At 67.1% G+C, this 13,484-nt stretch carries 16 protein-coding genes and 1 pseudogene; 7 read left to right on the top strand and 10 right to left on the bottom strand.

Annotated elements, in window-relative coordinates; translation table 11 throughout:
- Together QOI01_RS19625 and QOI01_RS19620 are read left to right on the top strand one after the other, a co-directional pair.
- Window positions 1–301: amidase family protein (locus QOI01_RS19625; RefSeq protein WP_526383845.1), on the top strand; the 301-nt coding region annotated here is incomplete at its 5' end.
- A gap of 45 nt (window positions 302–346) precedes the next feature.
- A pseudogene (locus QOI01_RS19620) lies at window positions 347–445 on the top strand (CAP domain-containing protein); the annotation flags it as partial.
- A gap of 98 nt (window positions 446–543) precedes the next feature.
- On the opposite strand, the gene era reads toward QOI01_RS19620, so the two are convergent.
- The 9 genes from era to hrcA all read right to left on the bottom strand — a co-directional run bounded on the left by era (window position 544) and on the right by hrcA (window position 8,161).
- Window positions 544–1,455: a GTPase Era gene (era, locus tag QOI01_RS19615; protein WP_526383843.1), complete on the bottom strand. Its 912-nt coding sequence runs from the start codon at window positions 1,453–1,455 to the stop codon at window positions 544–546.
- Window positions 1,452–1,766 carry a cytidine deaminase-like protein gene (locus QOI01_RS19610; protein WP_526383841.1) on the bottom strand — a complete coding sequence of 105 codons (315 nt, stop codon included), beginning with the start codon at window positions 1,764–1,766 and terminating at the stop codon, window positions 1,452–1,454. Before QOI01_RS19610 ends, era begins: the two co-directional genes overlap by 4 nt.
- Complete coding sequence (locus tag QOI01_RS19605; RefSeq protein ID WP_526383840.1) at window positions 1,763–3,052, bottom strand: CNNM domain-containing protein; 1,290 nt, start codon at window positions 3,050–3,052, stop codon at window positions 1,763–1,765. The genes QOI01_RS19610 and QOI01_RS19605 overlap by 4 nt, the downstream gene beginning before the upstream one ends.
- Window positions 3,049–3,585, bottom strand: a complete 537-nt coding sequence (gene ybeY, locus QOI01_RS19600) for an rRNA maturation RNase YbeY (RefSeq protein WP_526383838.1) — start codon at window positions 3,583–3,585, stop codon at window positions 3,049–3,051. The genes QOI01_RS19605 and ybeY overlap by 4 nt, the downstream gene beginning before the upstream one ends.
- Window positions 3,582–4,634 (bottom strand): PhoH family protein, encoded by a 1,053-nt coding sequence (locus QOI01_RS19595; RefSeq protein ID WP_526383836.1) that lies wholly within the window; start codon window positions 4,632–4,634, stop codon window positions 3,582–3,584. The genes ybeY and QOI01_RS19595 overlap by 4 nt, the downstream gene beginning before the upstream one ends.
- Window positions 4,635–4,797: 163 nt before the next feature.
- Window positions 4,798–5,016 carry a hypothetical protein gene (locus tag QOI01_RS19590; protein ID WP_526383834.1) on the bottom strand — a complete coding sequence of 73 codons (219 nt, stop codon included), beginning with the start codon at window positions 5,014–5,016 and terminating at the stop codon, window positions 4,798–4,800.
- Between the two features lie 143 nt (window positions 5,017–5,159).
- A complete protein-coding gene (locus tag QOI01_RS19585; RefSeq protein ID WP_526383832.1) occupies window positions 5,160–5,909 on the bottom strand; it encodes a 16S rRNA (uracil(1498)-N(3))-methyltransferase in 750 nt (249 codons plus the stop codon).
- Between the two features lie 12 nt (window positions 5,910–5,921).
- On the bottom strand, window positions 5,922–7,076 hold the full coding sequence (gene dnaJ / locus QOI01_RS19580; RefSeq protein ID WP_526383830.1) for a molecular chaperone DnaJ: 1,155 nt from the start codon (window positions 7,074–7,076) through the stop codon (window positions 5,922–5,924).
- A gap of 53 nt (window positions 7,077–7,129) precedes the next feature.
- Entirely contained in the window at window positions 7,130–8,161 is a 1,032-nt protein-coding gene (gene hrcA / locus QOI01_RS19575; RefSeq protein WP_526383828.1) for a heat-inducible transcriptional repressor HrcA, read from the bottom strand.
- Between the two features lie 137 nt (window positions 8,162–8,298).
- On the opposite strand from hrcA, the gene QOI01_RS19570 reads away from it, so the two are divergent.
- Window positions 8,299–8,613 (top strand): type II toxin-antitoxin system VapB family antitoxin, encoded by a 315-nt coding sequence (locus QOI01_RS19570; protein WP_526383826.1) that lies wholly within the window; start codon window positions 8,299–8,301, stop codon window positions 8,611–8,613.
- 7 nt (window positions 8,614–8,620) lie between these two features.
- On the opposite strand, the gene hemW is transcribed toward QOI01_RS19570, so the two are convergent.
- Window positions 8,621–9,811: a radical SAM family heme chaperone HemW gene (gene hemW, locus QOI01_RS19565; protein ID WP_526383824.1), complete on the bottom strand. Its 1,191-nt coding sequence runs from the start codon at window positions 9,809–9,811 to the stop codon at window positions 8,621–8,623.
- 84 nt (window positions 9,812–9,895) lie between these two features.
- On the opposite strand from hemW, the gene QOI01_RS19560 reads away from it, so the two are divergent.
- The 4 genes from QOI01_RS19560 to QOI01_RS19545 all read left to right on the top strand — a co-directional run bounded on the left by QOI01_RS19560 (window position 9,896) and on the right by QOI01_RS19545 (window position 13,348).
- Window positions 9,896–9,997 (top strand): Ms4527A family Cys-rich leader peptide, encoded by a 102-nt coding sequence (locus QOI01_RS19560; protein ID WP_526383822.1) that lies wholly within the window; start codon window positions 9,896–9,898, stop codon window positions 9,995–9,997.
- Window positions 9,998–10,109: 112 nt separating this feature from the next.
- Complete coding sequence (locus QOI01_RS19555; protein ID WP_526383820.1) at window positions 10,110–11,789, top strand: nitrite/sulfite reductase; 1,680 nt, start codon at window positions 10,110–10,112, stop codon at window positions 11,787–11,789.
- Window positions 11,790–11,849: 60 nt separating this feature from the next.
- A complete protein-coding gene (locus tag QOI01_RS19550) occupies window positions 11,850–12,557 on the top strand; it encodes a phosphoadenylyl-sulfate reductase (RefSeq protein ID WP_526383818.1) in 708 nt (235 codons plus the stop codon).
- Window positions 12,558–12,604: 47 nt separating this feature from the next.
- Window positions 12,605–13,348 (top strand): sirohydrochlorin chelatase, encoded by a 744-nt coding sequence (locus tag QOI01_RS19545; RefSeq protein ID WP_526383847.1) that lies wholly within the window; start codon window positions 12,605–12,607, stop codon window positions 13,346–13,348.
- Window positions 13,349–13,484: the final 136 nt, after the last annotated feature.

Here is a 13,484-nt window from a genome sequence, read left to right as displayed (position 1 = left end):
CCTGGCCCCGACGACGGCGCTGCCGCCCCCCAGGGTCGACGACTTCGACCGGCGCGGCGGGTTGTCCACGGACCGCGCGATGATCCGGGCATGCCCTGTGACCTGGCCCTGGAACCTTCTCGGCTGGCCGTCGATCAACATTCCCGCTGGCTTCACCTCCGACGGCCTTCCGATCGGAGTGCAGCTGATGGGACCGGCGAACAGCGAACCGCTGCTGATCTCGCTGGCTGCCGCACTCGAGGCGGTCGGCGCCTGGGTGGCTGATCAGCCGGAGGTTTGGTGGGAAGTGCCCGTGCCGTAATGTCCCGTCGGTGTTGGTCAGCAACATGATGCGTGCGGTGTCGGCGCGATCATGTCGAACTGCGCCAACACCCAAATGGGGGTGTGGTCGGAGAACATCCTCGACCGCACCGTCGTCGTCGCGGTCTACGGCCAACCCGCCTGACCCCTACGGTGCCAATCGTTCTTCGCGCAAGCGCTCAACTGGGCCCATCGTCCTTCGCGCAAGCGCTCAACTGGGCCAATCGTTCTTCGCGCAAGCGCTCAGAAGCCAAGCCTGCCAAGCTGTTTGGGGTCGCGCTGCCAGTTCTTCGCGATCTTGACCCGCAGGTCCAGGTACACCTTGGTGCCGAGCAGCGTCTCGATCTGAAGACGCGCGGCGGTGCCCACCTCTCGCAACCGGGCGCCGCCCTTGCCGATGATGATTCCCTTTTGTGAGTCGCGCTCGACGTAGAGGATGGCGTGGACGTCGATGAGGTCCCCTTGTTCCTCCGAGCGGCCCGGCCGCGTCTCCACCTCGTCGATGACGACGGCCAACGAGTGCGGCAGCTCGTCGCGCACCCCTTCGAGCGCGGCCTCGCGGATCAGCTCGGCCATGAGGGTTTCCTCCGGCTCGTCGGTCAGCTCGCCGTCCGGATAGAACGCCGGGCCCGGCGGCAGCTGCCCTGCCAGCACGCTAGTGAGGAGGTCGACCTGGTTGCCGGTCGTGGCCGACACCGGCACGATCTCGGCGGACCCCGTCGTGAGCTCATTGGCCGCCATCAGCTGAGCCGCGACCTTCTCCTTGGAGACCTTGTCGATCTTGGTCACGATGACGATCAGCGTGGTGTGCGGTGCGACGGCGCGGATCTGCTCGTAGATCCACCGGTCACCGGGGCCGATCGTCTCGTCGGCGGGGATGCAGAGGCCGATGATGTCGACTTGTGAGTACGTGGCCTTCACCAGCTCGTTCAGCCGCTCTCCGAGCAGGGTGCGGGGCCGGTGCAGCCCCGGCGTGTCGACGAGGATGATCTGGAAGTCATCGCGGTGCACGATGCCGCGGATGGTGTGGCGGGTGGTCTGCGGACGGTTCGACGTGATGGCGACCTTGGCGCCGACGAGCGCGTTGGTCAGTGTCGACTTGCCCGTATTGGGTCGGCCGACGAAACACACGAAGCCTGAGCGAAACTCGGTCACAACGGATTCCCCGCACGGTCGGTGACGATGACCGCGGCCTCGGCCGTCAGTTCCATGACCGCGGCGACGCCTGCGTCGTCGTCCGAGCCAGCCACCAGGACGGCAGCCTCCAGACCCGTCGCGCCACTGGACACCGCGGCTGCCACCGCCGCCTGCAATGCCGTCAACGTCAGGGCATCGAGTGTCACCGGCGCGCCGACGTAGGTCCGCCCGTCCAGGGCACGCACTGCCGCGCCGCTGCCGGCCTCCGCGCGCCCCATGGCGCCACGGGCGAGCACCACCAACTTGGCATCATCGGCGTCCAAGCTCATGATCGGCTCTCCTCCTGAGGTTCGGTCGGTCTGACCAGTACGGTGCCGACGCGCACCCGGCCGCGGTGGTCGGCACCGCCCTCGGCACGCAGGCGCAAGGCATCCCAGGTGACCTCGGCGCCGGGCAGCGGTACCCGACCCAGCTCGTGGGCGAGCAACCCGCCGACGGTGTCGACGTCCAGGTCGTCGTCGAGTTCCAGCTCGTACAGTTCGGCGAGATCCTCCAGCGGCAACCGCGCAGACACTCGAAAACTCTTCTCACCCAAGTCTTCTACGGGCGCGACCTCGTCGGTGTCGTACTCGTCGGCAATCTCACCGACGATCTCTTCCAGCACGTCCTCGATGGTGACGAGACCCGCGATCGCGCCGTATTCGTCGACGAGCAGGGCCATGTGGTTGCGGTCCCGCTGCATTTCCCGCAGCAGGGCGTCCAAGGGCTTGGAGTCCGGCACGAACACCGGAGGGCGCATGACCTCGCCCACCCTGGTGTCGATGCCCCCGTTGGTCGAGGAGTACGTCTGCTGGACGAGGTCCTTGAGATAGACCACGCCGATGATGTCGTCGACGTTGTCGCCGACCACCGGCATCCGGGAGTGCCCGCTGCGCACGGCTAAAGAGGTGGCTTGACCAGCTGTCTTATCACTTTCGATCCACACCATCTCGGTCCGCGGCACCATCACCTCACGGGCGATGGTGTCGCCGAGGTCGAACACCGACTGGATCATCCTGCGCTCGTCGTCGGCGACGACGCCACTCTGCTGGGCGAGGTCGACGACCTCCCGCAGCTCGATCTCGGAGGCGAACGGGCCGTTGCGGAAGCCGCGGCCGGGCGTCAGCGCGTTGCCGAGCAGGACCAGCAGCCGGCTGATGGGGGTCAGCAGCACCGAAATCGCTTGCAGCGGAAGGACTGCCCCCAACGCGATGGTGTAGGCGTGCTGTCGACCCAGGGTGCGCGGCCCGACCCCGATGGCCACGAAGCTGACCACCACCATGATGGCGGCCGCCGCGAGAAGACCCCACTTCAGCCCGAGGTCCTCGTACAGGAAGGCCACCAGCAGCACCGTGGCGGCCGTCTCGCACGTGATGCGCAGCAGGACGATCAGATTGATGTAACGCGGCCGGTCGCCCATCAGGCGGCCCAGCCGCGCGGCACCGGGCCGATCCTCGCGGACCAGTTCGTCGACCCTGGCGATGGAGACCGTGCCGATGGCGGCGTCGATCGCCGCGAACACGCCGCCGAGTGCGATCAGCGCGACCGCGCCCAGCAGGGAGGCGAATCCGGTCACGGTTCGTCGAAGTACTGAGACTTGTCCAACAGACGCCGGTCCTTCTCGCTTTGGCGGTCCTGGTGGTAGGCGGCGACCTGATCGGCAACCCACTCCTCGAGCAGCTCGCGTTGCAGGGCGAACATCTCCCTCTCCTCGTCGGGTTCGGCGTGGTCGTAGCCGAGGAGATGCAGCACCCCGTGCACGGTCAGCAGCGCGAGCTCCTGGGCGAGCGAATGCCCCACCGTCTCAGCCTGTTTGGCCGCGAACTCCGGGCAGAGCACGATGTCGCCGAGCATCGACGGTCCCGGTTCGGGCGCATCGGGGCGGCCGCCCGGCTCGAGCTCGTCCATCGGGAAGCTCATCACGTCGGTCGGTCCTGGCAGGTCCATCCACCGCATGTGCAGATCGGCCATCGCCGGGGTGTCGAGCAGCACCATGGACAGTTCGGCCGCGGGGTTGACGTCCATCTTCTTGATGACGAACCGCGCGACGCTGATCAGTTCGTTCTCGGAGACGTCGACGCCCGACTCGTTGGACACCTCGATGCTCACCGGCGAGGCCTACCGGTTCCGGACCGACGCTCGGCGCGGTTCATCGGCGTCGCCGCGGCCTCGGATCTGGCGTACGCATCGACGATCTCGGACACCAGCCGGTGACGCACCACGTCGGCGCTGGTGAGTTCCGAGAAGTGGATGTCGTCGATGTCGTCGAGGATGTCCATGGCGGCACTGAGTCCCGACTTGGCACCGTGCAGATCGACCTGCGTCGAGTCGCCCGTCACGACGATCTTGGACCCGAATCCCAGACGCGTCAGGAACATCTTCATCTGTTCGGGTGTGGTGTTCTGGGCCTCGTCGAGGATGATGAACGCGTCGTTGAGCGAGCGGCCACGCATGTACGCCAGCGGCGCGACCTCGATCACCCCGGCGCTCATCAGCTTTGGGATCAGCTCGGGGTCCATCATGTCGTGCAGGGCGTCATACAGCGGACGCAGGTACGGGTCGATCTTCTCGCTGAGCGTCCCAGGCAGGAAGCCGAGCCGCTCACCGGCTTCGACGGCGGGGCGAGTGAGGATGATGCGCGAGACCTGCTTAGTCTGAAGCGCATTGACCGCCTTGGCCATCGCGAGGTAGGTCTTGCCGGTACCGGCCGGCCCGACACCGAACACGATGGTGTGCGCATCGATCGCGTCGACGTAGCGCTTCTGGTTGAGCGTCTTGGGCCGAATCGTCTTGCCGCGTCGGGACAGAATGTCCAGTGTCAGCACCTCGGCGGGTGATTCATTGCCGGTGCCGGTCACCATGCCGACGCTGCGGCGAACGGCGTCAGGTGTCAGGGTCTGGCCACCGGCGACGACCGCGATCAGCTCGGTCATCACGCGCTCGGCCAGCGCCACGTCGGCGGGCTCGCCGGACAGGGTCAAAGCGTTGCCGCGGACGTGGATGTCGGCAGTCAGCAGGCCCTCGAGCGCGCGCAGGTTCTCGTCGGCGGAACCGAGCAGGCCCACGACCAAGTCGGGCGGCACGTTGATGTTGCTTCGTACACCGTTGTTGCTTCGTACCGTGCTGTCGGAGGCGGCGTTCGTCTCGCGGGGAGTCACGTGGTGTTCAGTGCCTGCTTTCCGTGCTCAGGTCGATGGTGAGTGTGGTCAGCTTACCGCCGGTCAGCATCGCGCCCCAATGGTCCGGCTTCGACCGGTCGACGGGCCCGCCACACGAAGAAGGGGCACCCTCGCGGGTGCCCCTTCTCGAGTCATCGCTGAATCAGCGGCTTTGACGTACGGTCGTGTCGACCTGAGGCACCCTGACGTCGGGGTGCACCGTGTCGATCCACTGGTGATGGTCGACGCCCGTCGAGTACCCGGGCAGTTCCACCACGGGTAGTGCTTCGGCCGAGGCAACGGCCTGGATCGGAGAAGCGACGCCAAGGATCCCAGCGGTCATTCCGCTGGCAACGATGGCGGCAAGTCCGAACTTCTTCATCTTCATCTCTTCTTTTCTGCCCTCTGTAGTTATTCAAATGCGTACGGCGGTAGAGCCTTCCTGCCGTACCAATGAATCAAACGCACTGCTCAGAGGTTTAATTCCAATGGCTGCAAATGGTTGCCGATTGGCAGCCATCGGAGTCAGATGCGCCAGCGGGGCGTCAGAACCCCTAGTGATCCAAGCGCCACTGCGGCTGCCGTCGTGGTCCGCAGCACACTTGGGCCGAGGCGGACGGCCGTTGCGCCTGCGCCCGTCAGCACGGCCATCTCGTCGTCGCCGATGCCGCCCTCGGGACCGATGATCACCATCACCGACTCGGCCCCGCCAAGGCGAGCGGCGCTCAGCGGCTCGGTGGCGGACTCGTGCAGCACCAGCACCACCGACGCGTCGGCGACCGATCTCACGGTGGCGGCCAGCTCCTTGGTGGACACCAGTGTCGTGACCGGCGGGACGTGGGGCCTGCGCGACTGCCTGGCGGCCGAACGCGCGACCGCCTGCCAACGCCGCAGCCCCTTCTGCACCTTCGCTGATCCGTCCCAGCGGGCCACGCAGCGGTCCGACTGCCAGGCCACGAACGCGTCCGCGCCCGCTTCGGTGGCGACTTCGATCGCCAACTCGGACCGATCGGACTTGGGCAACGCCTGAACGACGGTGACCTCGGGGCGCGGCGGCGCGACGAACCGTCTGCTGAGCACCCTGGCGGTCAAGCTCGCCTTGGCGACATCCTCGACGACCACGTGGGCGACCGTTCCCGCGCCGTCACCCAGATCGAGTTCCTCGCCCACCCGGATGCGGCGCACGCTCGCGGCGTGAAAACCCTCGTCACCGTCGACGACGGCGAGCTCACCGACGTCGGGCAACGCCTCGACGTAGAACAGCGCGCGACTCATCGCGGCTCGGACCTACCGGCCGGTGAACGTCTCACGCAGCCGGCTGAACAGCCCGCCGCCGGCCGGCGCCGCGTGCGTCGACTTGACCTCCGCCACATCGCGGACGCGATGCTCCTTGAGCTTCTGCAGCAACTCGGTGTCCTCGTGGTCAAGGCGGGACGGCACCACGACGTCGATGTGCGCGTGCAGATTGCCGCGGACTCCGGAGCGCACGTTGGGCATGCCGTGACCGCGCAGCGTGGTGATCGCTCCAGGCTGGGTGCCTGCGCCGACGACGATGTCGGTCGGTCCGTCGAGGATCGCATCGACGGTGACCTTGGTGCCGAGCGCCGCGTCGACCATCGGCACCGAGACGCTGAAGTGCAGGTCGTCGTTGTCACGAATGAAGATGTCGTGCGGTTGCTCGTGAACCTCGACGTGCAGGTCACCAGCAGGGCCGCCGCCGGGACCGACCTCACCCTGTGCCGCCAGCCGCACTCGCATGCCTTCGCCGACGCCCGGCGGGATCTTGACGCTGATCTCCCGACGCGCCCGCACCCGACCGTCGCCTCCGCAGCGGTGGCACGGATCGGGGATCACCTCACCGACGCCTGCACAGACCGGGCACGGCCGCGACGTCATCACCTGGCCGAGCAACGACCGCTGCACGGACTGCACTTCGCCATGGCCGTGACAGGTGTCGCAGGTGGCCGGCTTCGAGTCGCCGTGAGTGCCCTTGCCCTGGCACACGTCACAAAGGATCGCGGTGTCGACGGTGACATGCTTGGTGACACCCATCGCGCACTCGGCGAGATCGAGGCGCATGCGCAGCAGCGAATCGGAACCGGGGCGCACCCGGCCGACCGGACCCCGGCTTCCGCCGCCGCCCCCGAAGAACGCCTCGAACACGTCGCCGAGTCCGCCGAAGCCGCCACCGAAGCCGCCACCGAAGCCGTTTGCGGCCCCCGCACCCTCCATCGGATCGCCACCGAGGTCGACGATCCGGCGCTTCTCGGGATCGCTCAGCACCTCGTACGCGACGCTGATGTCCCTGAACTGGGCCTGCGCCGCTTCGTCGGGGTTGACGTCGGGATGCAGTTCGCGCGCGAGCTTGCGGTACGCGCGTTTGATCTCCGAGTCGCTAGCGCCCTTGCTCACTCCGAGCAGGCCGTAATAATCGCGTGCCACGCCAAACCCTTCTTAGCCCTTCAAGCCGCATCTGCGGTTCGTGCCTGCGCCTCTTAGCGGGCGCCCAAGACTTCGCCTATGTACAACGCAACCGCGGCGACATTGGCAATGGTTCCCGGATAGTCCATCCGTGTGGGACCCACCACACCCATGCCGCCGAATACCTTGCCAGAGCTTCCGTACGTCGTGCTCACCACCGACGTCCCGGCCATCTGCTCGGCCGCGGTCTCGTGCCCGATGCGCACGGTCACCTTACCGGCCTCCTGCTGAACGGCCAGCAACCGCAGCACCACCACCTGCTCCTCGAGCGCCTCGAGCACCGAGCGCAACGAACCGCCGAAGTCGGCTGTGTTGCGGGTCAGATTGGCCGTTCCGCCGAGGAGTAGACGTTCTTCGGTGTGCTCGACGAGGGTCTCGAGGAGGACGGTCGCCGACCGTCCGACGGCGTCTCCGAGCTCGCCGTGTCCGACCAGCTGCGACGCCAGGTCGGACACCGCGATCGAGGCCGCACTGATCGGCTTGCCGTCCAGTGCCTGGCCCAGCCTCTCCCGCAGGTGCGCGAGCTGGCCGTCGTCGATGGGGTCGCCGAGTTCCACCATCCGCTGGTCCACGCGGCCGGAGTCGGTGATCACGACGAGCAGCAGCCGGGCCGGCGTCAGCGCGACGACCTCGAGATGGCGCACGGTGGACGTCGAGAGGGTCGGGTACTGCACGATCGCCACCTGTCGGGTGAGCTGAGCGAGGAGCTTCACCGCCCGGCGCAGGACGTCGTCGAGGTCGACGCCCGACTCGAGGAAGGTGAGGATCGCGCGTCGCTCGGCCGACGACATCGGCTTGACCTCATCGAGCCGGTCGACGAACTCGCGGTAGCCCTTCTCGGTGGGCACGCGGCCCGAGCTGGTGTGCGGCTGGGCGATGTAGCCTTCGGCCTCCAGCACAGCCATGTCGTTGCGGACGGTGGCACTCGACACGCCGAGATTGTGGCGTTCGACGAGGTTCTTCGACCCGATCGGCTCCTTGGTGGACACGAAGTCGGCGACGATGGCTCGCAGTACTTCGAAGCGACGGTCATCGGCACTACCCACGGTTCACCTCCTAGACCTGATCATTTTACGTTGACCAGCGGCACCGATGCTCCGCGGCGCGACGTGGCGGTTTCCAGATAATCTCCTTGCATGCCCACGCCGGATCTTCCAGGCAATCCGTCAGCGACGGTTCAGCGATGATCTTCAAGGGCGTGCGCGACGGTAAACCGTATCCGGATCACGGCCTGTCCTATCGGCAGTGGGCTCAGATACCGCCCCGCCAGATCCGGCTGGACGAGTTGGTCACCACCACCACCGTCCTCGCGCTCGACCGACTGCTGTCGGAGGATTCGACGTTCTACGGCGATCTGTTTCCGCACGCCGTGCGCTGGGAGGGCGTGATCTATCTCGAGGACGGTGTGCACCAGGCGGTGCGGGCCGCGTTGCGCAACCGCGCGGTGCTGCATGCGCGGGTGTACGACATGGACGTGCCGCTGTCCGAGCAGACCTAGGGCAGACCTAGTCCCCTGCGGTCAGAACATCCCGCACGACGGCGTCGGCGAGCAATCGGCCGCGGTCGGTCAGTACCAGTCGGTCGTCCAGACGGTCGACCAACCCGTCCGACACCGCGATCTGCGCACGCGCCGCTTCCGCGTCACCGAGTTCGCCGACCGGGAGACCGCTGCGCAGCCGCAGTCGCAGCATGACGTCCTCGGTGTGACGAGCCTGGTCGTCGAGGCTCTCGGAATCAGCGACTGGCAGCCGGCCATCTGCGAGAGCTTGCGCATAGGCGTTGGGGTGCTTGACATTCCACCAACGGGTCGCGTCGACGAAGCCGTGCGCGCCCGGTCCAGCCCCCCACCATTCGCCACCGTCCCAGTAGCCCAGGTTGTGCCTGCACTCTCCACCCGGGAGGCTCCAGTTGGACACCTCGTACCAGTCGAAGCCCGCGCCATACAGTCGTGCGTCGAGCAGCTCGTAGCGGGTCGCGAGCACGTCGTCGTCGGGTGACGGGAACTCACCGCGGCGCACCCTCCTTGCCAGGGCGGTCCCGTCCTCGACCACCAGCGCATACGCCGACACGTGGTCGACGCCAGCACCGATCGCTGCGTCAACCGAACGGGCCAGGTCGTCGTCGGTCTCCCCCGGCGTTCCGTAGATGAGGTCGAGGTTGACGTGGTCGAACCCCTCCGCGCGCGCATCGGCGGCCGCGGCGAGCGCCCGCCCGGGCGAGTGGACGCGGTCCAGCGCGGCGAGGACGTGCGGGACGATCGACTGCATGCCGAGCGAGACACGGGTGAATCCCGCGCTGCGCAGCTGCCCGAGCAGCTGGGGCGACGTCGACTCGGGGTTCGCCTCGGTGGTCACCTCGGCGTCGGGCGCCAGCGAGAAGTTCGCGCGTACCGCATCCAGAACGGCGGCCAGCCTCTCGCCTCCGAGCATCGACGGGGTGCCGCCGCCGACGAACACCGTCGACACTTCCTGGAGTGATCTTTGCGACGACAGCCGGGCCGCCGCCAGTTCGAGCTCGATCCGCAGCGCGTCGAGCCAGCCGTCCGGGTTCGCGCCACCGAGTTCGGCGGGTGTGTACGTGTTGAAGTCGCAGTACCCGCAGCGGGTGGCACAGAAGGGCACGTGGACGTAGATGCCGAACGGCTTGCCCACGTCTGTCACGTGAGGCATTGGGGCTCGTGCCGGTCGGACGGTCATCCGACAAGTCTTCCAGAGCCGACTTTTACTCATCACGAGCGCAAGATTCGGCCGGTTGGAGCCGACGCCGCCCGGCGTGGCAGAATGTCAAGCATGACTGCTGCCCTTTCGGCCACCCGCGTATCGCTGGTGATCCGGCGGCATGTCGACTTCAAGCGCGTATGCAGCTGTTGCTGTCTGCCTTGACGCCGTAGACCTGTCCACCTGTACTCAGCTGGCCGCCGGATCTGCGCCGCCGGACAGCTGCCGGTGAAAAGCGCGATCCTCACGCCTGCTCCTCCAATGAAGGGGCCATCGCATGACCCAGGCAGAATCCAAGCCGAAGCCCGTGAAGCGGCCCAAGGGTGAGGGCCAGTGGGCGCTCGGCTACCGCGAGCCGTTGAACGCCAACGAGCAGGCCAAGAAGGACGACAACCCGCTCAACGTGCGTGCCCGCATCGAGGACATCTACGCCAAGGGCGGCTTCGAGAGCATCGACAAGGGTGACCTCCGCGGCCGTTTCCGCTGGTGGGGCCTCTACACACAGCGCAAGCCAGGGTACGACGGCACCTGGACGGGCGACGACAACACCGACATGCTCGAGGACGAGTACTTCATGCTGCGGGTCCGCTGCGACGGTGGCGCACTGAGTACCGCGGCGCTGCGCACCTTGGGCGGCATCTCCACCGAGTTCGCTCGCGACACCGCCGACATCTCCGACCGGGAGAACGTCCAGTACCACTGGATCCGGGTCGAGGACGTGCCGGAGATCTGGGAGCGGCTGGACGCCGTCGGCCTGCAGACCACAGAGGCGTGCGGCGACTGCCCCCGCGTCGTGTTGGGATCGCCGCTGGCCGGCGACTCGGTCGACGAGGTCATCGACGGGACGCCCGCGATCGACGAGATCGTGAAGCGCTACATCGGGAAACCGGAGTACTCGAACCTTCCCAGGAAGTTCAAGACCGCCATCTCCGGTCTGCAGGACGTGGTGCACGAGGTCAACGACGTCGCGTTCATCGGCGTCAACCATCCGGAGCACGGCCCCGGCTTCGACGTGTGGGTCGGCGGCGGGTTGTCGACCAACCCGATGCTGGGCCAGCGCCTGGGCGCATGGGTGCCGCTCGACGAGGTCCCCGACGTGTGGGAAGCCGTGGTCTCGGCGTTCCGCGACTACGGCTACCGGCGGCTCCGGGCCAAGGCGAGGCTCAAGTTCCTGATCAAGGACTGGGGCATCGAAAAGTTCAGGGAGGTTCTCGAACAGGAGTACCTCAAACGACCGTTGCTCGACGGTCCCGCCCCCGAGCCGGTGACCCGGCCCATCGACCACGTCGGTGTGCAGAAACTCAAGAACGGCCTGAACGCCGTCGGCGTGGCCCCAATCGCGGGCCGCGTCTCGGGCACGATCCTGTCGGCCGTCGCCGACCTCGCCGAGGCCGCTGGCTCGGACCGAATCCGGTTCACGCCGTACCAGAAGCTGATCATCCTCGACGTGCCCGATGAGGAATTGGGCAAGCTCACGGCCGGCCTGGATGCGCTCGGACTACCGTCGCGGCCGTCGCACTGGCGCAAGAACCTGATGGCCTGCACCGGCATCGAGTTCTGCAAGCTCTCCTTCGCCGAGACCCGCAAACGGTCCCAGGCGCTAGTGCCCGAGCTGGAGAAGCGACTCGAGGACATCAACGCACAACTCGACGTTCCGGTCACGATCAACGTCAACGGATGCCCGAACTCGTGTGCCCGCATCCAGGTCGCCGACATCGGGTTCAAGGGCCAGATGGTCGACGACGGCGACGGGCCGGTCGAGGGCTTCCAGGTCCACCTGGGCGGCAGCCTGGGCCTGGACAGCGCCTTCGGCCGCAAATTGCGTCAACACAAGGTGGTTTCCGGCGAGCTCGGCGACTACATCGAGCGTGTCGTCCGAAACTTCGTGAAACAACGCGAGGTCGGAGAGCGTTTCGCTGTCTGGGCGATAAGGGCAGACGAGGCGGATCTGCGATGAGCGCTTGCGCGAAGAGCGTGGATCTGCGATGAGCGCTTGCGCGAAGAGCGGAAGGCAACGGTGAGTGGTTTGTTGACGACGGAGACCGACCTGATCGAGCTGGCCGAAAGCGGTGCGGCCGAATTGGACGGTGCAGGAGCCGAGGAGCTGCTGCGCTGGACCGAGGATCACTTCGCGGGCGAGTACGTCGTGGCATCGAACATGCAGGATGCGGTGCTGGTGGACTTGGCCGCCAAGGTGCGCCCGGGTGTGGATGTCCTCTTCCTCGACACCGGCTACCACTTCGTCGAGACCATCGGCACCCGTGACGCCATCGAGGCGGTCTACGACATCAACGTGGTCAACGTGACGCCGGAGAACAGCGTCACCAGGCAGGACGAGCTGGTCGGCAAGGATCTCTTCGCGCGCAACCCGGCCGCGTGCTGCCGGATGCGCAAGGTGGAGCCGCTGGGCAAGGCCTTGAAGGGCTACACCGCCTGGGTCACCGGCATCCGTCGCGTCGAAGCGCCGACGCGCGCCAACGCGCCGCTGATCAGCTTCGACAAGGCCTTTGGCCTCGTCAAGATCAATCCGATTGCGGCGTGGACAGACGAGGACCTGCAGTCCTACATCGACGCCAACGACGTGCTGGTCAACCCGCTCGTCTTCGAGGGCTATCCGTCCATCGGCTGCGCGCCGTGCACCGCGAAACCGATCGAGGGAGCAGATCCTCGCAGCGGTCGGTGGGCGGGCCAGTCGAAGACGGAGTGCGGGCTGCACGCGTCGTGACGCTTTACTCTCCCCCGCAAGCGGGGGCACCCTCAGCGCCGGACCCGATCCCCGAGCGGCTTCGCTCCTACCCGCCGGAAACCCTGATCCTCGCCGCCCACGGCAGTGCGGATCCCAGGTCCTCGGCGGTCGCCGAGGCTCTTGCCGGGCGGATCCGGCGCTTGCGCCAGGGCCTGGACGTTCACGCGACGTTCCTGGAGCAGTCCAAGCCATTCGTCGGTGACGTGCTCGCCGACGTCGCCCGTCGCAGCGCCACGGCGGTGGTGGTGCCGATGCTGCTCGCGAACGCCTTTCACGCAAGCGTCGATCTTCCCGCGGTGATCGAGGCGTCGGGCGCGTCCGTCCGAAGGGCCGAGGTGCTCGGTGAGGACCCCGCGCTCGTCACGTTGCTCGGTCGGCGGTTGTCCGAGATCGGCGCGTCCGCCGATCAGCGGGATCTCGGGGTGATCGTCGTTGCCGTGGGCTCCTCGAAGGCGGCAGCGAACACTCGCACGGCGACATTGATCCCCGCGCTCGCCGCGAGGACGCGGTGGGCGGGGACGGAGGTGGCGTTTGCCACCGGTCCACGCCCGACGGTGGCGGAGGCTGCGGTCCGCCTGCGGCGCCGGGGTGCACGCCAACTCGTGGTGGCTCCCTGGTTCCTCGCGCACGGCCGGATCACCGATCGCGTCGCAGAAACCGCAGCGGCCCTTGGCATTCCGATGGCCGAACCGTTGGGCTCTCACAACCTCGTCGCAGCTACCCTGCTGGACCGGTTCGACGAGGCACGCGCCGCCCTAATCGCCGCCTGAACCCCCCGATCGATGCTTCCGATGGCCCCCGTCATGCCCGAACTCATCGGGCAATCGGCCAAACTTAAGGTAACTGGAGAGCGGTCCCCGGCACCGTCACAACAGCGACGCCAAACGCCCGATTGAGCAGAGGTAG

This window comes from Mycobacterium sp. (assembly GCF_032162605.1).
GTDB lineage: Bacteria > Actinomycetota > Actinomycetes > Mycobacteriales > Mycobacteriaceae > Mycobacterium.
The sequence above is the reverse complement of the archived record's forward strand: the minus strand, read 5'-3'. Positions and strand labels throughout refer to the sequence as shown.

Excerpts from the sequence above, each read along its gene's own strand:
- QOI01_RS19610 (WP_526383841.1), bottom strand. The coding sequence starts at position 1,766 with ATGAGCTTGGACGCCGATGATGCCAAGTTGGTGGTGCTCGCCCGTGGC.
- QOI01_RS19590 (WP_526383834.1), bottom strand. The coding sequence starts at position 5,016 with ATGAAGAAGTTCGGACTTGCCGCCATCGTTGCCAGCGGAATGACCGCT.
- QOI01_RS19585 (WP_526383832.1), bottom strand. The coding sequence starts at position 5,909 with ATGAGTCGCGCGCTGTTCTACGTCGAGGCGTTGCCCGACGTCGGTGAG.
- QOI01_RS19570 (WP_526383826.1), top strand. The coding sequence starts at position 8,299 with ATGATCTTCAAGGGCGTGCGCGACGGTAAACCGTATCCGGATCACGGC.
- hemW (WP_526383824.1), bottom strand. The coding sequence starts at position 9,811 with ATGACCGTCCGACCGGCACGAGCCCCAATGCCTCACGTGACAGACGTG.
- QOI01_RS19560 (WP_526383822.1), top strand. The coding sequence starts at position 9,896 with ATGTCAAGCATGACTGCTGCCCTTTCGGCCACCCGCGTATCGCTGGTG.
- QOI01_RS19555 (WP_526383820.1), top strand. The coding sequence starts at position 10,110 with ATGACCCAGGCAGAATCCAAGCCGAAGCCCGTGAAGCGGCCCAAGGGT.